The following is a 20,102-nucleotide window of genomic DNA, read 5'->3' on the forward strand; positions in this document are numbered from 1 at the left end:
AAAAAGATGCATTGTGTTTATGAGTTTGAGATGAACAATCTCAAAGAGAGTTATGATATCGGAAAAGTTGCCAGACAGGCAAACGGTTCCGTTTTGCTTAAAAGCGGTAAAACCGTTCTGCTGGCAACAGTAGTTATGGATAAAAATCCTGTAGAGGAGGATTTTCTCCCTTTAACGGTTCAATATATAGAAAAATCGTATGCAGCAGGAAAAATTCCGGGAGGATATGTAAAAAGAGAGCAAAAACCGGGAGATTTTGAGACACTTACATCAAGAATTGTAGACAGAGCTTTAAGACCCCTGTTTCCAAAAGGTTTTATGAATCCTGTTGTAATTACTGTCCTTGTTCTGAGTGCAGATGAAGAGTCCGACCTGCAGGTTCTTGCGCTGAATGCGGCTTCCGCCGCTCTTTATCTGTCAGATATTCCTATAAGAACGGCTGTAAGCGGTATAAGAGTTGCCGAAATTAACGGAGAACTGGTTTTAAATCCCAAACTCAGCGATTTGCAAAACAGTACACTTGATCTGTATCTTGCTGGAACAAAAGAGGATCTTTTGATGATAGAGATGAGATCTATCTCTTCGGAAGAGCCGCAGATAATTCCTCCAAGTGCCGTTGACCCTATGCTTGATCCGACTCTTGCTGAAGAGGTGGTGGTAGTCAAAAAGGCGAACAGTTACAATGAGGATGAACTTTTAAAAGCTATTCTTTTCGGAAAAGAGGCTTTGAATGAGGCCTGCAAACTATATGAAACTACTTTTATAGAGTCTGCAAAAGAGATGATTGAAGTTCCTCTCAAAGATGAAAAGATAAATGAAAATATCTGGGTCTATATAGATGAGGTATATAAAGAGAGTATATATAATGCTATAAACTCGATGGCAAAAAGCGAAAGAAGCGAGGCCCTTCAGGATATTGCGAAAAAGATTGCCGAAGATGAGATAGCACTTGAACAGAACTGGGAATACGAGCTGATTTTAAAAGTAGTTGACAAATATAAAAGAAGTGTCGTCAGAGAGATGATACTCAAAGAGAGAAAAAGAGCAGACGGAAGAGGGCTCAAAGATGTAAGACCTATAACTATAGAGACAAACATTCTTCCTTCGGCCCACGGCTCATGCCTCTTTACGAGAGGGCAGACACAGGCACTGGTTGCGGTTACCATAGGCGAAAGAACAGATGCACAGATGTATGAACTGCTTACCGGAAAGGGGCCGAAATACGAACATTTTATGGTTCATTACAACTTTCCTTCGTTCAGTGTAGGAGAAGCCAGACCGATTGGACCTCCGGGAAGAAGAGAGCTAGGTCACGGAAATCTTGCAAAAAGAGCGCTCGAGCCTGTTGTGGATGTGGAGGAAGATAAAACCATAAGACTGGTTTCAGAGATACTCGAATCAAACGGATCATCTTCCATGGCAACGGTCTGCGGCGGAGCTTTGGCTTTGAAGGCTGCAAACATTCCTTTAATCGATCTTGTAGCAGGTGTTGCAATGGGGCTGGTCATAGAGGGCGGCGAATACGCAATATTGACAGATATTATGGGGTTGGAAGACCATGACGGAGATATGGACTTTAAAGTTGCAGGCACAAAAGAGGGGATTACTGCCATGCAGATGGATATAAAACTAGGTGGCATAGAGGCCGGGATTTTGAAAGAGGCCCTCTATCAGGCAAAAGAGGCCAGGATCCATATACTGGAAATTATGGAAAAAGCCGCGCAGGAGATTGTTGTAAATGAGGAAAATCTTCCGAGCAGCGAAACTTTGACTGTACATCCGAGTAAAATTGCCGAGATTATCGGACAGGCGGGCAAAACCATAAAAGAGATAATAGAAAAATTTGAAGTGAGTATTGATATAGAAAAAGAGAAAGGAAAAGTCAAAGTTACAGGGAAAAGCAAACCCAAAGTGGTTGCTGCCTGTGAACATATAAAAACTATTGCCGAAAAACCGGCACGTGAAATTCCTAAATTCAAAGAAGGCGATGTGTTTACAGGAAAAGTAAAAAGAGTTGTAGACTTTGGCGCATTTGTCGAGCTTCCGGGTGGAATCGACGGCCTGATACATATCTCAAAGCTTGCCAAAGGACGAGTTAATAGAGTTGAAGATATCGTCAAAGAGGGCGATGAAGTGGAGGTAGAAGTTCTTTCGCAAAAAGGACACAAGATAGAGCTTGCTCTAAAAGAGGTAATAAAGTAGTTATATAAAAATTATGATAAAAAGGTGAAAACAGTTTAGCATTTTAATCTTTTCGCCTTTTTCTATAACCAAATTTATCTCTTTTTAACGAAAGTTTTTCTACAATTTCACCTGCAAAGTGATAAGTAGGGATACGCAAGCCGAACGGACTTTGCAAGGAAAGGGCTTTGCCCAAATTTTCAGGAGGTTTTTTATGAAAAAGCTATTTTTGCTTATGGTAGCATTTGTTGGTTTTGCGTTTGCCGGTGAAGGCGAAAGCATGATTCAGGCGTACTCTGTTGTAGCAGCCGGTGTTGGTCTTGGTATCGCAGCAGCGGGCGGTGGTCTTGGTATGGGACATACTGCAGCGGCTACAATTGCAGGAACTGCAAGAAACCCTGGTCTTGGCGGAAAGCTGATGACTACGATGTTTATTGCACTTGCGATGATCGAAGCACAGGTTATCTATACTCTTGTTATCGCTCTTATCGCTCTTTACGCTAATCCATTCCTCGGATAATTTTCTGCCGAAGGCTCTTGCCTTTGGCAACCTTTTTTGATATAATCCACAGAAAATTTCAGCTGTTTTAAATTTAAACGCGACGGTGGTGGAACTGGTAGACACGCTATCTTGAGGGGGTAGTGGCTTCTGGCCGTGCGGGTTCAAGTCCCGCCCGTCGCACCATTCTCCAACTGCCTGGACTGCAAATACTGCATGTTTTAAAGGGTTGAAAATAGTCCTTTGATTGAAAAGGAATTTGTTTGTATAATAGAACTTTTCCATATATTGTCGGGCTTCTGAAAAATCTTATACTGCTTCAGGCTATTTTTTTAGTTATTATGTCTCTTTTCAGGCTTTATCTGTTTTTCAAGTTTGCTCCCATCTCATCTTTTGACGCCAGCGCAGTAGAATATTTCAATGCCTTTTTACTTGGGCTGAGACTTGATCTGTCCATTTTAGGTTATGTTTTTGCCATACCTCTTTTGTTGATAATTTTTGCGTATATATTCAGAAAATTTATATCATTTGAAGTGTTGAAAAAAGTTCTTTTTGTATATTTTTTGGTTTTTTATCTTTTTATTTCACTCATTTTGGCTGCCGATATAGGATTTTTTTCTTATTTTAACGACCATATAAATATCATGATATTCGGTATCATAGACGACGATACTGCAGCGCTTTGGGAGATAGCCAAGAAAAACTACAATCTGTGGCTTATTTTTTCGGGTGCCGCTTTGTATACATATTTTATTTACAGGCTTGTAGCTTTTTTTGTTTTTAAAGTCTCTCCTCTGAATTTGAAAAATTTCGGTTTTATCAAACAGACCATTCTCTTTTTCTCTTTTATACTTATTACCTTTCTTGCTATAAGAGGAACACTGGGGATGTTTCCTATATACCACTGGACAAAAGATATAGCAGCTGACAATTTCTTAAATAAAGTATCGAAAAACAGCATATATCTTTTTGTACAGTCAGTCAAACAGTATAAAAAGAGTAAAACAAATGACAGAGATTATATAAAAGAGGCCGGATTTGAGTCAAATATCGAAGATGCCTTTAAAATCCATTGCCGCAAAAGCGATATCAACAGTTCAGATCTGTTGCAAAATCTTGTCTACAAAACACCTTACAATGAAAAACTTCAGAAAAACCCTTTAAATGTGGTAGTCATAATGGTAGAGAGTTTTGGTATGCCCATTCTTAAATATCAAAATACCCGGTTTGACATAATGAGAAGTCTGAAAAAACATTTCGATGAAGATATTCTGTTTACAAACTTTATATCTACGGCCAACGGTACAATAGTATCAATGGAACCTATGCTGCTGAACCTAATGGCCAGGCCAAAAAGCGTACCTTATGGGCAGAGTATGTATCAAAATGTCTCCTTTAGGCAGGCAGCGGCAAAAGTGTATCAAAAAAAAGGATATGAAACTACATTTCTTTATGGCGGTGACTTGTCATGGAGAAATGTGGGAGCATTTTTTGCAAAACAGGGGTTTGACAATGTTGAAGGAAAAGCAAAAGTTTTAAAAGAGCTGCATCTTGACGCCAAAAAAGAGACACATGACTGGGGAGTATATGACGAACATCTCTACAGCTATATACTTAAAAAACTTCAAAACAGTAAAAAGCCCCAGTTTATATTTGCTATGACTACAAATAATCATCCTCCTTATACTGTTCCTTCTGATTACAAATCAAAAAAGCTTTACTTCAGCGAAGAGCTTAAAAAACATCTAAGAGGCGATTTGGAACTTATTGAAAAGAGGCTGTATGACTATCAGTACGCTCTTGATATGGCCGGAAAGTTTCTTGATGCCATAAAATCCTCTCCTTTGGCTAAAAACAGTGTGGTTGTCATAACTGCAGACAACAATACGATAGAAGGGGCTATGAGTTACGACGACTACCTTGCCGAATCCAAATTGATACCTTTCTATATCTATATGCCGGAAAATTTCAAACCTGAGCATATTGACACATCAGTACCCGGCTCCCACAAAGATATTATGCCCACTCTTTACAATTTGACTCTATCAAATACCGAATATATGGCCGTAGGTACAAATCTGTTGGACAAAGAGTTTTTGCATTGCGGATTCAATGACAAAGGTATTGTTGTCTCCGAAGCAGGTGCTTTTAAGCTAGGAAAAGCTGTAAACGAAGTTCAAAAAGAGTGCGAAAAGCAGTACCGTGCCACACTTGCGGTAACAGACTATCTTGTTAAATCTCACCTAAAACAATAAACATGCTTAAAAGTTTCCTTTGATATAATCTTTCCTACTTTCTGATTTTTCGGAGGTTTTATGAGAAAAGTTTTTTTGTGGTCTATTGTATCTTTAACTTTTGTTTTTGCAAATATTATCGATATTTACAGGCAGGAAGGTATAGATGCTGTAGCGAGGGTACTCGATAAGGAACTTCAAAAAGAGAGTTATTGGAAAGGGGTAATAGGTGATAGAGATGTCCGTTTCGGATACTATAGCAATATAGAGTATATACTTGTCTGCAGTAAAAAAAGAAAGGAATTGGACATATACAAAATAGCCGGAAATGATCTTAAAAAGCTTAAAAGAATAAAAGTGATTGTAGGAAAGAACAGTGGCGATAAAATAAAAGAGGGTGACCTGAGAACACCTGTAGGGGTCTATAGACTTACAAGAAAGCTTACAGGTCTTGATGATTACTACGGTCCTTTTGCTTTTACAACAACATATCCAAATCTTTTTGACAGAATAAGGGGTAAAAACGGCCACGGTATCTGGATACACGGAATGCCTCAAAATTGTGAAAGAGAGCCTGATACAAAAGGCTGTATAGCAATGGAGAACGATGAACTGCAAAGACTTGACGATATGCTCAATCTCAAGAAAACAATCCTTCTTATTAATGAAGATAAACCTGATACCGCTAACAAAGAGGAAATTGTACAGATTTTATCTATGCTTTACAAATGGAGATATGCCTGGAAAAACAGCGATATAAAAAATTACCTTCGATTTTATCATTCCAATTTTGTCAGGTTTGACGGAAAGAATCTCAAAGAGTTTTCTAAAATGAAACAAAGAATTTTTGCATCAAAAAAAGGAGATAAAATAGAAATAATTTTTGAGAATATAAATGTCATTCCTTATCAGATGCCCGGAGACGAAAGAGTATATAGAGTAAACTTTCATGAAAAATATCGTTCAAGAAGTTACAGGTTTGAAGGGGATAAAGAGCTTTATATCTCAAAGACGGCCGATGGATGGAAAATTTTGGTGGAGAGATAGCTTTGAGACTTCTTTTGCTGTCACTTTTTATCGTCTGCTCGGTTTGGGGTGCAGAGCTTCATTTTGATCTTTATAAAAAAGAGTCGTCAAATCCGTCACATACCCTTTTGGTTATCGGAGGAGTACACGGAGATGAGCCCGGAGGATATTTTGCGGCCTCTTTCCTCGTAAAATATTACGATATTAAAAAAGGAGCGCTATGGGTTGTACCAAATCTGAATTTTGATTCTATTATAAGATTTAGACGTGGTATATACGGCGATATGAATAGAAAATTTGCTTCTATAAAAAAAAGCGATCCGGACTACACTATAGTAAACGATATAAAAAAAATCATTTTGAACGAACAAGTAGATCTTATTTTGAATCTGCATGACGGAAGAGGCTATTATAGAGAAAAGTGGGAAAATACTATATTTAATCCTTTTGCATGGGGACAGGCATGTATAATAGACCAGGAAGAGATTGACGGCTGTAAATTCGGCGATCTTAATAAAATTGCCCAAAAAGTTAACAGTGCACTTAACAACAAAAAACTGAAAAAAAACCATCACGCTTTTCATATTAAAAATACAAAAACGAAGTTCAAAGATGAACAGATGAAGCTCTCTTTGACATATTTTGCAATTACACATAACAAACCGGCTCTTGCTATCGAAACCAGCAAAAATATAAACGATCTTGCAACTAAGATATATTATCAGTTAAATGCGATAGAGGAGTTTATGAAGATTTTGGAAATTGAATTTGAAAGAGAGTTTGAGCTGAGTATCGAAACTATAAATAATCTTTTAAAAAATGATTTGGATTATATAGTAATAAACGACAATATAGTGCTTCCTTTAAAAAATATCAAAAAAAGTATAAGATTCTTCCCTTTAACCGAGAGAAAAATAAGTTTTATTTGCGACGATCCGTTGGTAACAGTAGTGGAGCGTGGCAAAAACTATGTGATTTACAGGGGTTATAAGAAACTGACAGCTCTCTATCCCCAATATTTCAAGTCAGGTTGTGAAAAGAGAGGCATGGAGTTTGTAATCGACGGCAAAAAAGAATATGTACAGATCCCATCTGTTGTAAAAGTCAAAAAAAATTTTAAAGTTTTGGCATCCGATGATATAAGGGTAAATGTTATCGGTTTCAGTAAAAAAGGTGTTTTGAATGAGAACAATATTGAGATAGAGAAAAAAGAGTGTCAGGATAGATACTCTATTGATAGTTTTCATAAAATGTATAGAGTCGAATTTTATAAAGATAAAAGTTTTTGCGGTTCAGTTATAGTCTATTTTGATTAAGGAACTCGTGATATTCGTGACAACTGAGGACATCTCTAAAAAATATAAAAATAGTAAAGCAATGTTTTAACATAATCTTGTGCGGTTCCCTGAAAGTTTTGCGAATACCCGATACTGAAACTCAGGTTGTCTTTTCTAAAAAGCGGACCGCCCATTCCTGTCTCAATGGCAAATCCTGTATCTGTAACGCTGTTGAAAGATAAATAGGAACTCAAAAAGGGTCTCCATCTTCTTGTATATATGTACTTTTGGTCATATCCGAAAAGAAAACCGATGCCTGCTTCATGGTAAGACTCCGGCAGTGCTTTGAAATCTGAATAAGGAGAAAGAGGTTTCATTACACCTTTTTCGCTTTTTTCGCTGAAACGGGCACTTGTTAAATATGAACGAAATGTGAAATCAGGATAAGAGTTTCTTAGCCTGTAAAGGCCTTCTATCTCTATTTTTTTACCGCTGCCCGTCTTTTTGTCATCCTGAGAATAGTAATAGGCATTTTCCATATACACACTGATGTTGTGTCTATTTGAAACTCTATAAATAAAATCGATTCCTATGAGATTTTTTTTGCCACCAAGCAGTGTAAAAAGAGTCTCATCAGCTTTACTGCCGATGGCAGCTTTTATGGAAGTATCTATCTTATCAGTACATTTTGAAAAATATTGTATTTTTGCAGTGCCGAAATTCTCAACAGATTTTCTATATCCGGCCTCTGCGTAGATATAGCCTCTGTGCAACAGTTTTTTTACTCTTATAAACGCCTCTTTTTCCGATGTGGGAATATTTTTTATCTCACTGGTATCCAGTGTTTTGTTTTTGGAAAAAATAAAACCAGAACTAACAAAAATTGTCTGAGAAACTCTCTTTTTAACAAAAATTTTATCCGTTATCTGTTTCAAAGAGCCTCTCTTTGTATAATCCAAAGTATTTGATACTTTTGAAGAATTTTCCGATAAAAGGTCATTATACTGTTTGTAAAGCAGATAATCATATCTGTATTTATCCATATAGCCGTAAGCTCTGCTCAATGCCTCATCATATCTTTTGAGTCTGTTAAGTGCTTCCACCTCGTCTCTGTGTGGCAGCATACCCATATAATTTTGTAAAATTTTATGCAGTTTTTCCTTATTATAATCGTGAAGAGCGATATTTAGTTCCATCCATGGTTCCGGCAAAAAAGAGATTTCTTTTTTTTCAGCTCTTTTTTCAAATTTTTTGATATCTGTCTTTGCTTTTTTAACCGGCTCGTCATCCGGAAATTTTAAAGAGATTGTTTTCATACTTTTTTCTTTGCCAGATGCAACCTTTTGTGGTAATTTTTCTTTCTCTTTTTCTTCTTTCAAAATATCAATATCATTGAAAACATTTTTCAGAATCTTAAAAAGTTTTTTTGCTTTTTTCTCTTTGCCTTCTTTTTTAAGGTAAAAGAGCTTTTTCAAAAAGAGATTTTTAGCCTTTTGCGGGTCTGTATTTACTATACTGTAGTCTCCTGGCAGTTTTTTAATTTTTTTAAAATCGATAGTTCGTACCAATCTTTTGAGGGGTGTTGTTTTTTTATCTATCATATATCTGATAGTTGACAGATTTCTCTCTGTTTTGTAGATGATACTAAAATCTTTTATGTTGTCCGGAAGATTTTCATATATCTTTTTTACAGCTTCTTTGTCTGTTGAAGTTAAAAGCTGAATAGAGTAAACCCTGTTTTCCTGGGCATAAAGAGAAAAAACGGCTAAAAAAATTATAAAGAAAAATCTTACCATTTTTTGACCCCATATCTTTCGATTATAAATTGTGCAGATTCATAACTGTTTCTCGACAGATGCAAAGATATTATGTATGGTAAAACTGCTTCTTTTCCAAAACGATTTTCTCCTAGTTTTATAAGTTTTGATATTTTGTATGCCGGCTCAAAAAAGAAAGCTAGCCTGAGATGATTTTCAAAAAATTCTCTATTGCCTAAGATATTCCTGTCTCTTTTCATTGCCGCCAAAGATAGTTTATACGCTTTGAATCTGACAAACTTAGCTTCATCAAACTTTCCATACATCTGAAGAATATCCGAGTAGAGGATAAGTAAAGAGATATTATCCGGCTCTTTGGATAGTTCTTTTTTTATAATTTCCATCGCTTTTAGATGTTTTTTGAGTGCTATATATGCTGATAAAAGAGCGTTGGTATGACCATTTTTGGCAATACGTTCAAATTTTGAGATATAGTGTTTGAGCTCTTTTATCTCTTTTGTATCTATCAAAAACCAGATAAAAGATGTGAAAAGATCATTTGAAAAATCTGTATATTTTAAACCTCTTTTATAGGTCTCTTTTGCATTTTCTATATCTTGGATTTCCTGATAAGCTTTCGATAAAACGATCCAAAAATACGGATTTTCTAATAGTCGTTCATTTTTTATATCCTGACAGGCAGATATGATTTTGTTCCATTTTTTTAGATTGGAAGCGATACGCACAAAATGAAAAAAGAGAGTTGGATTTTTGTATTTTATCCAGTTTTTATATGCAAGTTTCATTGCCTCTTTATTCTTCCCTTTTTTCTCATAAAAAACAATCAGTTTCGTAATATCATCTATATCGGCTTTTTTGCTTTTCTCTATTTTTTTTAACGCTTCATAGGCACTCTCAAACTCCTGTAAAACCAAAGATAGCTGCAAAAGAGTTTTCCAAAAAAGATAGTTATCATCTTTGGTATACGGTTTTGCTTGTAGCAATACTCTGTATGCTTCTTTGATTTTTCTTTTTGAATAGAGTGTACGTGCTACTTTTAAAGCGGTACCAGTAGGAAAAAACCGCTGTTTTTTATATAAAAGTTCGGCTGTTTTCAACATTCCTTCCACATCTCCTTCAGACTCAAAAAGATGCAGAATCTCAAAAAGCACTTCTTGGGAGCCAGTTTTTTTATATATCTTTTTAAAGAAAGCTATTCCATCTTTACTGTGAGCGTTCATTTTGAATACGTATGTCAAATCTTTGATTTTTGATAAATCCCCCTTTTGTATCATACTCTTTAAAATCTCTTCTGCTATGTCATATCTTTTTAGAGAAAGAGAGAGGTCGAGTATCTGTTTTTTTAGCTCTTTTTTGCCACTTTTTTTAAAAATATAGTAGTAGTTTTCAAGAGCTTCATTGCCTCTGTCGGTCCACAATGAGAGTTTTGCGAGCCACTCTCTGTAGTAGATATTGTTCGGTTCATATTTTTTGACAATTTTTTTCACAAGTCTGTAAGCGCTTTCCAGGTCGTTGCTGTCCAAAAATGCTCTTAACATTAGATTAAAGCTCTCATCTTTTTTCGATGCATTTGCCAAATTGATATTTTGTGCAGACAGATTCGGTAAAAAAAAGAGAAAAAAAGATAAAAAGAGTATTGCAAAAACGGACTTCATCAATACTTCTCCATCAATTTGACTGAAATTTTTCGTGCCAGTTTTGTTTCACCTGCGCCAAGAGCCGCTTTTATCATACTTTTTGCCGTCTCTTTGTCATTTGCAAATTCCATTCCGTACCGCTTTATAAGGTTTGCGGCCATTTTTGTTCTGTTTCCGGATAATAAAGAGTTTAAAGCCTTTAGAAAATATATTTTTCTGGCACCTTTTTTACTCTGTTTCATCGCTTCAATATATAGTTTTGACGCTTTTCCATAGAGCCCTCCGGCAAGAGCGGTTAATGCGCCTTTTTCATACCATAAGAGGCTTTTTTCTCTATCTAGTGCGGCCAGTTTCTCATAATATTCAGTTGCTCTTTTGTGTTTTGATGTCTGGACCATTAAAGAGGCAAGTCTCTTTAGATATTTTTTTCTGTTTTTCGGATCAATTTTTAGAAGCTCTTTGTAAAACTCTTCGCTTTTATTGAAATCAGAATTTTGAAGTGCAATCGATGCAGCCTGATTGAGCCAGAAAATTTTGTTTCCAGACTCTATCAGTCTCTCAACGGCTTTCATTGCGATATCAAAAAAAGAGAAAGAGAGTGCTTCTTTGTAAACAAATCTGTAATCCTCTTTTTTTTCTGCATTTTTATAAAAGGTGTAAAGAATTTTTTTCAGATTTTTTCTTGTTTTGTCTCTATCTTTCCTGCTTGAGAAATATTTCGTTTTTTCGAGATTGTATTCAAGTAGGAGTATTTTTTTTGTTTCTGTATCGAAATAGTTCTCTTTAAGGTCATCTATGACTTTTCGGGCTTTTTCTATTTCACCGGATTGCAGATATTTTTCAACAAGCAAAAAAAGAAAGCGATAATCCGCTTTATAGAATTTTCTTATATTTTCTATATATTGTATAGTAAGAGTGTTGTTAGATGTCTCTTTTTTTAAAAGCTGCAAAATTTTATCTTCAGGAAACAGCAGCAACAGCACAGCCATAACAATAACAAAAAAACCGGCTATCTCATACCACTCAAAAAGTTTCTGCTGTTTTACGCTGTTTTTATCTGCATTCGGTTTCAATTGTCGCCTCTTTGCTTTTTTCAAATTCAAAAATAATCATATTCTCTTTTTCAGAAACTCTGTAGTCTTTTGGTCCAATCACTTTATAGGAACACTCTTCTCTTTTCCTAATTTTGACTTTGATGGGAATATACCCTTTAAAAACAGCCTTGAAGCCTCTTTTGTTTCGTTTGAAATCTTTCAATAAAGAGTTTGCTTCTATGATGTAAGAAAAAGCGTTCTCTTCTTTGCCAAGTTTAAGTTCATAATCCCCGGAATCATTTAAATGTACGTAAGTAGAGCCTATATCATACTTTTCCCCGACAATATTTTTTGATGCAGCAAAATCGATGTTTTTGAAGCCTTCAAGTCTCAGAGTTTTTAGATGACCGTCACCTTTTATTATCCATTTGTCCTTTTTGATCGCAATGGCTATATTTTCAAAGTCCAATACTTTTTTTATCCATTCGGATGTATATATCGGAATCGTTTTCTGATTCATAGCCCATAGATAAATCTCTTTCAGACTTTTAAGAGAAGATTGCTTTGAGGCAGAATAAAAATGGTAATAGATATTAATCGGTTTGATTCTTCTGGGATAGCCGGTAAGTCTGAATGTTTGCAAAACTTTTTTAAAACCGGCGTAGTTTGTCCAGCCGTCGGTAAAAATGTTTTCGTTCTGTATCGGGGCATATATCTGGAAAAACTCTCCTCTATATAGTCCAAGCGGCGATATATATATAAGCCAGGGATGTTCATCCGTTATGATCGTATCTCCTCCGTTTATATTCAAAATTTGGTTTTCATAGCATATTTTAAGTGCCTCTTTGTTTGGCAGACAGTCACCGGTCCAGAAAAAAAGGCGAGTTTTCTTGTTTTTTAAAAGTTGTCTGTTTATATAATCTATAGAACCAAGTATCTCTCTTTTAAGATTAAATCTATAATTTTTCAAAGAGAGAGTATATCCATCTTTTTCTGCTTGTGCAAATTCCCATATAAAAGGATGTGAAAAGCTGTGACTTGCCGCTTCAACATTAGGTAAAGAAAATATCTTGCGGGCAATTTTTTCAAGTTTTGGCGATATTTCGGGATAAAGCCCGTATGGGGCGATTTCTCCTTCAATAACCGATACAGAGTGAGGAATTTTGTACTTTTTTAAAATCTCTTCATATAGTATCTGAGATGCAAATTTTTTCTGATCCCAAACAGCCCTTTCCATAAAACCGTCACCATCTATATGGACAAACATTATTCTGCTGCCGTTTTCAGTTGTGGTATCGGGAGTTGGAATATCCGGCAGTCTTAGGGCTCTTTTGAAAAACTGGAACGGGTTTAAAACCCAAAGAGTATCACCGAAAAGCTCTACCGTACAACTCCCCTGAAGTGCATATCCTCCCCATGGCGTAATTGCGGCAGTTGCAAACTTCTGCCCCTTTGAATTTTCAGCTTCTATAAGAACCTCTCCTTTTTGTGGATATAGAAGATAGTAGGTATGCTCAATAAGAGGTTCGGTTTCAAAGTTTGCGATTTTGTCTTTATGTAAGATACGGTATTTTTCAAATGGAGTTGAAAGATTTTTTGAAACTTTTATATTAAGTTTTTTTAAATAGGAGTTATCCGAAAATCCGAAATCGTTTAGAAAAAGTATCTTTATGCCCTCCTTTTTCTTTTGTAAAATCCAATTGAAAAATTCATCCTGATTTTCCGGTACCGTTCCTTCCAGTGCAACAATCACACCGGCATATCTGTCGGCCAAAAAAGTATCAGGCAGACCTTTTTCTTTAATATTCCAAAGTTCCGGAATGAAGCCGAGATACTCAAGAGGCATGGAAAAGAGTAGGTGTGCATCATATTTCCATTTTTCTTTTTCACTGCCGTAAAAGAGGATAAGTACTTTTCTTGGAATAGGCTCTATAGTACTTATTCCTACGGTTGAAAGGTGTTTGTCTGTAACATAAGGAATGAAACCGTTATTTTCTATCTTTTTTGCTATCTCTTTTGCCTCTTTTCTGTTTTTTGGCTCCACATAATCTACAACTATAACCGGCAAGCCGAGTTTTTTTACTCTGTCTAGCCTTTTTTTTAGCCATTTTGTATCTTCGGCACCGATCTTTTTGACCTGCATATTTTTTGTATCAATTCCGCTGAAAAGAGACTCTGCCAAAACCGCGTCAATCTCTTCTTTGATATTTTCCAGTATTTCAAAACCTCTGTTTACTATAATCTTTTTTTCGGGGAATTTTGTTTTGACATCTTTTATAAAAATTTCAAGAGCTTTTTCATACTCTTTTCGCTCTTTTTTATCTTTTAGTACAAGCTGATATGAGTCAAGTGTATCGAACATAAATCCGTCATAATCATTAAGTTTTTTCAAAACAGTCTCTATTAGAAAATCTCTGTACTCTTTTTTTCTTATATCTGTTATAAAACTTTTCCAGTCCCTGTTTTGGCCTATAATCCACTCTTTTTTTATTTTGCTGAAATATTTTCTCTCTTTTTCAACTTCTCCTATACTTACATATGCAAAAATTACGGCTTCTTTTCTATTTTTCTTTATAGCTGTTGCGTCTGGGTCGACAACTATCCAGTCAAAAAGTCTGAATATCTCTCTGGGCGGATTTTGATCATAATAGAGTGCAACAGACGAGGGAACAGCTCTTTGTGCTGCCAGTGCGTATGCTGCCAGGAGGAAAAAAGCAATAAATAGTTTACTGCAGCATAAACGTTTCATAATGAAGCCTTTCGAAATCTTTGTTTAAAAGGTACATGCCTGCAGTTGAGACGATAAGCAGTGATAGAGCAAATCCGTAACCGAAGAAATAGGGGCCAAGTTCTATGGAAAGAAAAGTCAACCCCACATTCAGAACCAAAAAGAAGAAAGTAAGAATAAAAACACTTCTTTTCCTATCAAGATAAAACATTATAGCAAGCAAAGACATAAAAAAGAGCTGTAGCTGCGTGGCAACAAGGTCTATATAAAAAAGCGGCAGATACAGAAGCGGCATATCGAGCATTTTAAAGATGGGTTCACTAAATATTATTAGCATAATTGTTATGATACTTTGTATTCTTATTATTTCGATTAGTGCCGTTCTTGCAGCTTCTATCATCTCATTTCCGCTTTTATAGATATGAGCAAGTGTTGCACCTTCTCTTGCAGCAGAATAGTACTCTTCGTACTTTTGCGCAAAATCTGTCTCAACTCTAAGTAAAAAAACTGCCATTCCGGGCGCAATCGCCAGATATGCAAGAAAAATGGGCAGATCGTATATGGCAGAGTCTCTTAAAAAGCCTAAAACATGGCCGCTGGTTTGTGGATGAAACCAAAAGATGAATTTATCGGCCCAGACTGCTGCGTTATAAAAAAATCCGGTAAATATCAAAGAACGGAACATTTTGCCGTTCAGGAAATCGAATTCTACAAGTTTATCGGAAGGGTATTTTTTTATAATAAGTCCCGCCAGAAGAAAAAAGAGCATAGCATGTCCGGCAAAAAAAGATGCCAAAAGTGCATTGAGCCCAAGTTTGCCGAAAGTAAAAACAAGTACCAAAATCAAAAAATAGGAGAGAAAAAAAGAAAGAATTATGAATTTATAGTTTTTAAGTCCGGAAAGTACAACATTTGCTATCCAGATACCGCAAAGAACTGTAAATGAAAATGTAAAAAGAAGAGAGTAAAGAACCCCTGCGCTATTAATGAAAATCAGTGCAAAAGGAAAGATGAAAAAAAATCCGAAAACCATATTAAATCCGATTGCTCCGAGAAGATTGGGAAGGATTTTGTTTATCTTCTTCTCAAATATCCTGTCGGCTATATATCTTGTAAAAGAGAGTTGGAAAAAGCTTGTAAATATCAGACTGATAGCTATAAGATAGGTAATCGTTACCTGAAACTGTGTTACGATCTGCTGGTCTTTTAGATATATTTTTGCAATGAATCCAGCAATCAGAATGCTTATTATGGATATTAGCCAGGGACCGGAGCTGACCGCTGCGGAGTAGCCGTAAGCTTTCAGTATGGAGAAGAGTCTTTTTTCGCTTAAAATCTTTCTAAGTTCAAATCCTATACCTGCCAATTTTGAATAGCCTCCGTGTATATGTTTTTGTAGTTATTTAGAAAAACCTCCATAGTGTAATATGTTTCGACTCTTTTTATTGCGTTACTTTGACATTTTTCCCAGAGATTTTCGTTTTCGAACAGTTTTATGTAGGCCTGAGCCAGTTTGGATGGGTTTGCAATGGGGACAACTTCGCCGGCACTGCCTATTTTTCTATCTTCTTCGTCTATTCCCCCGTAGATAAGCTGAGAGCATGAGCCTACATCGGTGGTAACTGCAGGAACACCCGCTCCAAAACCCTCTATTACCACAAGAGGCATACCTTCGCTGATGGAGCTCAGGGTTAAAATTCCGGTTTTGGGCAGTATATCTTCTACTCTTTGGAATCCCAAAAATTTGATATGGTTTTTTAGTCCCAGAGTCTCTACCAAAAGCCTGCACTCTTTTGCATAGTCGGGATCTTCGTTTTCGGGACCCACTATCCAGCCTTCTATATCTTTGATACGGTTTGCTGCTATACGCATCGCTTTTATAAATGTTTTGATATCTTTTATAGGAACGACCCTACCTATGAGGGTTATGACTTTTGGAATCTTCTCTTTTCGCAAGTGGCGCAGTTTTTTGAATTTTTCAATGTCTATTCCGTTTGGAACTACTTTTGTTTTTTCCGGTGCTGCCCCGTACGCTATCTGAATTTTTCTCGCATTTTCAAAAAGGGATATTATGGGGTTTGCGGCTTCATAGGAGATTTTTCCTATACCTTCGAAAAATTTAATCCACATATTTTTTATATGGCTTATAGTTCCCAATTCTTTTTGAAAAATTGTTCTGTTGTCTATAAGCCAGTCGGCATTGAGCATATCGATTTTTCTCTCTCTGGTATATATACCGTGTTCGGTAAGAATAAAAGGTTTTTTGTAATTGAAACCAAGCAGTGCTCCCAGGAAACCTGCATAGCCCGTAGAGGGCGAATGGACTATTTTGAAACATTTTATTTTCGATGCAATGGATGCAACATTCCATATTGGAGAATGCATATTTCTAACCGTCCAGAAATAGTCGATAAATGCGCTCTCTGGAGTAAACGAGAGGTATTCGGACTGTATAATGTCCCATGAATTTTTGCTGTACAAAAACTCTTTTTTAGTTATATGTTTCAAATAAAAATCTATATTTTTTATATTTTGCGGCATTGGGGATAGCTCTTTTTTTCTAAACCAGTTTTGAAGTTTTATTATATCTTCAAATTTTTTATTGCTGCCGTTCATAATTTCCGGCTCAAACCTGTGGCTATTGCCAAACAGATACTCTGTTTCAAGGTAAACCAGATTTTTGGGAAGATCGTATACAATATCACCGTAATCCTCTTTTTTGCTTCCCAGAAAAACAATACCGAAATTAATATCCGGCATACCTGTTATAAGTTGATGTATCCATGTAGAAACACCTCCTCTGATATAAGGATATGTGCCTTCTGCCACTATAAGCACGTCTATCTCTTTTTTTTTGAAAAAATTTATCAAACTTTTTCCTCCCAAAGTGCAATAATGGGATAAAGTTGCGGATCATAACGCATATGAGGATGATTTGAAAATATTTTTCTTACTTTTGCAAACTCTTTTCTATAAAAATGTATTTCGGCGAGAAACGGTACGGTTTTGTATTCCGGAGAGCCGATATATACAGCTTTTTTGAACAGTTCATATGCAGAATCTATATCTTTTTTTATAAGACACAGACGGCCCAGTGTTATGAGTATGAATGGATCAGTTTTCAGTTCGTCAAGTGCACTCAGCGCATGTTTTTCGATTTCCTGCAAAATAAATTTTTTATATTCGCTGTCCGCAAGTCCGATATAGATATACTCCCAGTATAATCTGGCCAGTTCCTTGTGGGCTTTTGCTTTTTGTCTTTTATCTTTTGTTTTTTCTATGAGAGAGATTTTGTCGTGTATCTGAGTGCTCAACTCCTTTTCAAGTCTGTTTATAACACTGAAAGATAGAAGTCTTATTTCGTCGTTCGGGTCTTTAAGTCCGCTTTTGATAAGCTGTATGCTTTCCGGGGTTTTGAGTTCTGTCAGTAGTAAAAAAGCTTTGAGTCTGAGTTCTGTTGGCAGCTCTTTTTTCAATGCAAAAACTTTTAAAGAACTCTCTCCGTAATTCCTTTTATGTACTACTATTTTTTCTGCGATTATATCGGAAAAATTCGCTTTATTTATTGGCAGAGGTTTAGTCTCTTTTTGTGTTCTTAGGATAATGTTGTAAACAATAAATCCGATATAAGAAAATAGCGGCATAACAAAACATACGATAAATATAAGAGAGAAAGAGTAAAACTTTGGATTTTTATATTTTTTTGGCAACAAAATCCAGACTGCATATGCTATAAGAGCGCTTGCCAATGAATGAAATGTGAAAAAACCTGCCATCTGCGCCGCAGCACTTGTACTTTTAAGTGCACCCAATGCTCCTATTTCTAAGAAAATCGATGTTCCTGCAGCTTTGTATACAGATGCGCTCATTTTACAGACTCCATTTTTGCCAAAATGTTTTCTATGTCCTTATCTATAAGTGTCAGCAGGGTAGATGAGATATTTTCTTCATACTCTTTTCCAAAGTCTGATGAGATGTTTCTTCTTATTCTTTTGATAAATTCCATAGCACCAATATTGGGTGTAAGGGGAAGCAGTACGACTACTTTATATCTATTTGAGTTGATAGAGGTATAGAGTGTGTCTATTCCTCTGAGAGATTTCTCAATATTTGCCGCTATCAGTTCTCCCATGCTGTTGTTCTCATATGCGAATATCACGATACTGCTTTGAGTTTTAAACCTGTTTTTAAGTGCTACTATTTTGTCAAGTTCTTTTATAAAAACTTCCGGTATTGTGGGGAATTTTTTGTTTAGATAGGAGTAGTCTCTTGCTGTTTCGTATGTATTTATAAAATATGAAAGAAAAAGGCTTATTGTCAAAAGATTATCTTTGTTTAGATTTAAAAAAGGGATCTCTTTAACAAGAAGAATGCCTTTTACACTGTTTTGACTGGTTACAGCGGGAATAACTGCAATATATTCTGTATTTTTCATAGCATGTGCAACCGTAAAATATGCCGTTGACTTCTCTTCAAGTGCACTTTTTAGCAGAGGATCATTTATGTGAAATGGAATGTTCTCTTTGCCTAAAGTAGAAACCGGATTAAAATTCCCCTCTTTATCTTTTATATATAAAGATGCGGACTCTATACCGCAGACTCTTCCTGTGAGTTTTAAAAACTCTTCGAAATAGTTTTTTTCGTTTTCATAAAGCATCTCTTTTATCTCTTTGAGAGTCTCTCTGATACTCAGAGGTTTAAGTATATAGTTTTTTTCCAGCTGGTCGTGAGAAGTTTTGAGAATGAAAAGGTTTGTTGCGGTCTCTTCCAGTTTTTCTTTCAAATAATCATTTACTTCATCATACTCCTGGAGTTTTCTTTTCCAGTAATAATGAAACTCGCTCAATATAAAAGCCATAAGCAGATACATGGAAAATATTTCATAAGGAAACGTCTCGTAAAAAATTAAAAGAGATACAGCAAAAATCGTCATACATAGAATTGCCGTACCAAAACCGTAATAGAGTGAAATTATAGAAAGAAGCAGAAGATAGTATGAAAAATGTTTCTGGAGAAGCAGCGGATCTTCTCGGTTAATATACCATCCTATTGCTATCGATACAGTGCTGATAAGAAAAACTTCAAAATATGACCTAAGCTTCCCGTTCCCGAAAAAATTTATAAACTTCATAAAAATTTTTCTTTTTGGTAAAAATATTTAAAAAAAGAGGAAAGATAATTTTTTTCTCTCTTTGTCTCTTTTTATCATATCATACGCCATCTCGTTTAGAAGTTCATGTGCTATTGTGCTTACAGACTGATAGCTCCAGCCGGTTTTTGAGGCCACACTTCCCCAGATATATTTTTTTTGTACAGTATCGTATATTTTAAGTGTTATACTTACTGCAGGTTCACCGTCTATACCGGTTTTGTACCTGTACTCATTTACATACCCAGTTATAATGTATGCTGTATCATTTTTCTCCATCTTTTTGATCATTTCTCTTATCTCTTTTAAAGTGTAGTCCCTCTCATCGATATCCCACAAACTTCCCTTTATAACAAGACCGTAGGATTTAAAAACTCCCTCTGCTATTCCGGCGACTCTGTACCCGGCCATGGGTGTCTGTGTAAAATTTGCAAATGGCAAGATTACGAATTTTTCAGTTTTAGTAATTTTTGGAGCTTCCGTGTTATATACAAGAGAGCAACCACTAAAAAAGAAGAGCATAAGAAAAAATGAAGTAATTCTGAGCATTGTCACTCCT

At 35.9% G+C, this 20,102-nt stretch carries 14 protein-coding genes and 1 tRNA gene; 6 read left to right on the forward strand and 9 right to left on the reverse strand.

The window, feature by feature from the left end; genetic code table 11:
* The first annotated feature begins 6 nt into the window (after nt 1-6).
* The 6 genes from EPR_RS02180 to EPR_RS02205 all read left to right on the forward strand — a co-directional run bounded on the left by EPR_RS02180 (nt 7) and on the right by EPR_RS02205 (nt 7,256).
* Nucleotides 7-2,202 carry a polyribonucleotide nucleotidyltransferase gene (locus EPR_RS02180; protein ID WP_200763624.1) on the forward strand — a complete coding sequence of 732 codons (2,196 nt, stop codon included), beginning with the start codon at nt 7-9 and terminating at the stop codon, nt 2,200-2,202.
* 193 nt (nt 2,203-2,395) lie between these two features.
* Nucleotides 2,396-2,701: a F0F1 ATP synthase subunit C gene (locus EPR_RS02185; protein WP_200763625.1), complete on the forward strand. Its 306-nt coding sequence runs from the start codon at nt 2,396-2,398 to the stop codon at nt 2,699-2,701.
* 79 nt (nt 2,702-2,780) lie between these two features.
* Nucleotides 2,781-2,866 (forward strand) — tRNA-Leu (locus EPR_RS02190).
* Between the two features lie 77 nt (nt 2,867-2,943).
* Nucleotides 2,944-4,935 carry an LTA synthase family protein gene (locus tag EPR_RS02195; RefSeq protein ID WP_200763627.1) on the forward strand — a complete coding sequence of 664 codons (1,992 nt, stop codon included), beginning with the start codon at nt 2,944-2,946 and terminating at the stop codon, nt 4,933-4,935.
* 60 nt (nt 4,936-4,995) lie between these two features.
* Nucleotides 4,996-5,961 (forward strand): L,D-transpeptidase family protein, encoded by a 966-nt coding sequence (locus EPR_RS02200; protein ID WP_200763628.1) that lies wholly within the window; start codon nt 4,996-4,998, stop codon nt 5,959-5,961.
* Entirely contained in the window at nt 5,937-7,256 is a 1,320-nt protein-coding gene (locus tag EPR_RS02205; RefSeq protein ID WP_200763629.1) for a M14 family metallopeptidase, read from the forward strand. Before EPR_RS02200 ends, EPR_RS02205 begins: the two co-directional genes overlap by 25 nt.
* Before the next feature lie 35 nt (nt 7,257-7,291).
* Here the strand turns inward: EPR_RS02205 and EPR_RS02210 are convergent, their stop codons facing one another.
* From EPR_RS02210 to EPR_RS02250, 9 genes are read right to left on the reverse strand one after another with little or no spacing between them, the layout of a single operon-like run.
* Nucleotides 7,292-9,013, reverse strand: a complete 1,722-nt coding sequence (locus EPR_RS02210) for a hypothetical protein (protein ID WP_200763630.1) — start codon at nt 9,011-9,013, stop codon at nt 7,292-7,294.
* On the reverse strand, nt 9,007-10,650 hold the full coding sequence (locus EPR_RS02215) for a tetratricopeptide repeat protein (RefSeq protein ID WP_234697187.1): 1,644 nt from the start codon (nt 10,648-10,650) through the stop codon (nt 9,007-9,009). The genes EPR_RS02210 and EPR_RS02215 overlap by 7 nt, the downstream gene beginning before the upstream one ends.
* Nucleotides 10,650-11,705: a tetratricopeptide repeat protein gene (locus EPR_RS02220; protein ID WP_200763632.1), complete on the reverse strand. Its 1,056-nt coding sequence runs from the start codon at nt 11,703-11,705 to the stop codon at nt 10,650-10,652. The genes EPR_RS02215 and EPR_RS02220 overlap by 1 nt, the downstream gene beginning before the upstream one ends.
* A complete protein-coding gene (locus EPR_RS02225) occupies nt 11,686-14,415 on the reverse strand; it encodes an endo alpha-1,4 polygalactosaminidase (RefSeq protein WP_200763633.1) in 2,730 nt (909 codons plus the stop codon). The genes EPR_RS02220 and EPR_RS02225 overlap by 20 nt, the downstream gene beginning before the upstream one ends.
* Nucleotides 14,393-15,760 (reverse strand): exopolysaccharide Pel transporter PelG, encoded by a 1,368-nt coding sequence (pelG, locus tag EPR_RS02230; protein ID WP_200763634.1) that lies wholly within the window; start codon nt 15,758-15,760, stop codon nt 14,393-14,395. The genes EPR_RS02225 and pelG overlap by 23 nt, the downstream gene beginning before the upstream one ends.
* Nucleotides 15,748-17,265, reverse strand: coding sequence for a GT4 family glycosyltransferase PelF (gene pelF / locus EPR_RS02235; RefSeq protein WP_234697156.1), 1,518 nt, complete (start codon nt 17,263-17,265; stop codon nt 15,748-15,750). The genes pelG and pelF overlap by 13 nt, the downstream gene beginning before the upstream one ends.
* Nucleotides 17,262-18,263 carry a tetratricopeptide repeat protein gene (locus EPR_RS02240; RefSeq protein WP_200763635.1) on the reverse strand — a complete coding sequence of 334 codons (1,002 nt, stop codon included), beginning with the start codon at nt 18,261-18,263 and terminating at the stop codon, nt 17,262-17,264. The genes pelF and EPR_RS02240 overlap by 4 nt, the downstream gene beginning before the upstream one ends.
* The gene (locus EPR_RS02245) at nt 18,260-19,525 is read right to left on the reverse strand and encodes a PelD GGDEF domain-containing protein (RefSeq protein WP_200763636.1); all 1,266 of its coding nucleotides are present in this window, start codon (nt 19,523-19,525) and stop codon (nt 18,260-18,262) included. Before EPR_RS02245 ends, EPR_RS02240 begins: the two co-directional genes overlap by 4 nt.
* A 27-nt stretch (nt 19,526-19,552) precedes the next feature.
* A complete protein-coding gene (locus EPR_RS02250; protein WP_200763638.1) occupies nt 19,553-20,092 on the reverse strand; it encodes a hypothetical protein in 540 nt (179 codons plus the stop codon).
* Nucleotides 20,093-20,102: the final 10 nt, after the last annotated feature.

The organism is Nitrosophilus alvini (genome assembly GCF_015100395.1).
Lineage (GTDB): Bacteria > Campylobacterota > Campylobacteria > Campylobacterales > Nitratiruptoraceae > Nitrosophilus > Nitrosophilus alvini.

Bases quoted from the DNA above. Each gene is read 5' to 3' on its own strand.
- EPR_RS02180 (WP_200763624.1), top strand. From the start codon at position 7: ATGCATTGTGTTTATGAGTTTGAGATGAACAATCTCAAAGAGAGTTAT.
- EPR_RS02185 (WP_200763625.1), top strand. From the start codon at position 2,396: ATGAAAAAGCTATTTTTGCTTATGGTAGCATTTGTTGGTTTTGCGTTT.
- EPR_RS02200 (WP_200763628.1), top strand. From the start codon at position 4,996: ATGAGAAAAGTTTTTTTGTGGTCTATTGTATCTTTAACTTTTGTTTTT.
- EPR_RS02205 (WP_200763629.1), top strand. From the start codon at position 5,937: ATGGAAAATTTTGGTGGAGAGATAGCTTTGAGACTTCTTTTGCTGTCA.
- EPR_RS02210 (WP_200763630.1), bottom strand. From the start codon at position 9,013: ATGGTAAGATTTTTCTTTATAATTTTTTTAGCCGTTTTTTCTCTTTAT.
- EPR_RS02215 (WP_234697187.1), bottom strand. From the start codon at position 10,650: ATGAAGTCCGTTTTTGCAATACTCTTTTTATCTTTTTTTCTCTTTTTT.
- EPR_RS02225 (WP_200763633.1), bottom strand. From the start codon at position 14,415: ATGAAACGTTTATGCTGCAGTAAACTATTTATTGCTTTTTTCCTCCTG.
- EPR_RS02240 (WP_200763635.1), bottom strand. From the start codon at position 18,263: ATGAGCGCATCTGTATACAAAGCTGCAGGAACATCGATTTTCTTAGAA.
- EPR_RS02245 (WP_200763636.1), bottom strand. From the start codon at position 19,525: ATGAAGTTTATAAATTTTTTCGGGAACGGGAAGCTTAGGTCATATTTT.
- EPR_RS02250 (WP_200763638.1), bottom strand. From the start codon at position 20,092: ATGCTCAGAATTACTTCATTTTTTCTTATGCTCTTCTTTTTTAGTGGT.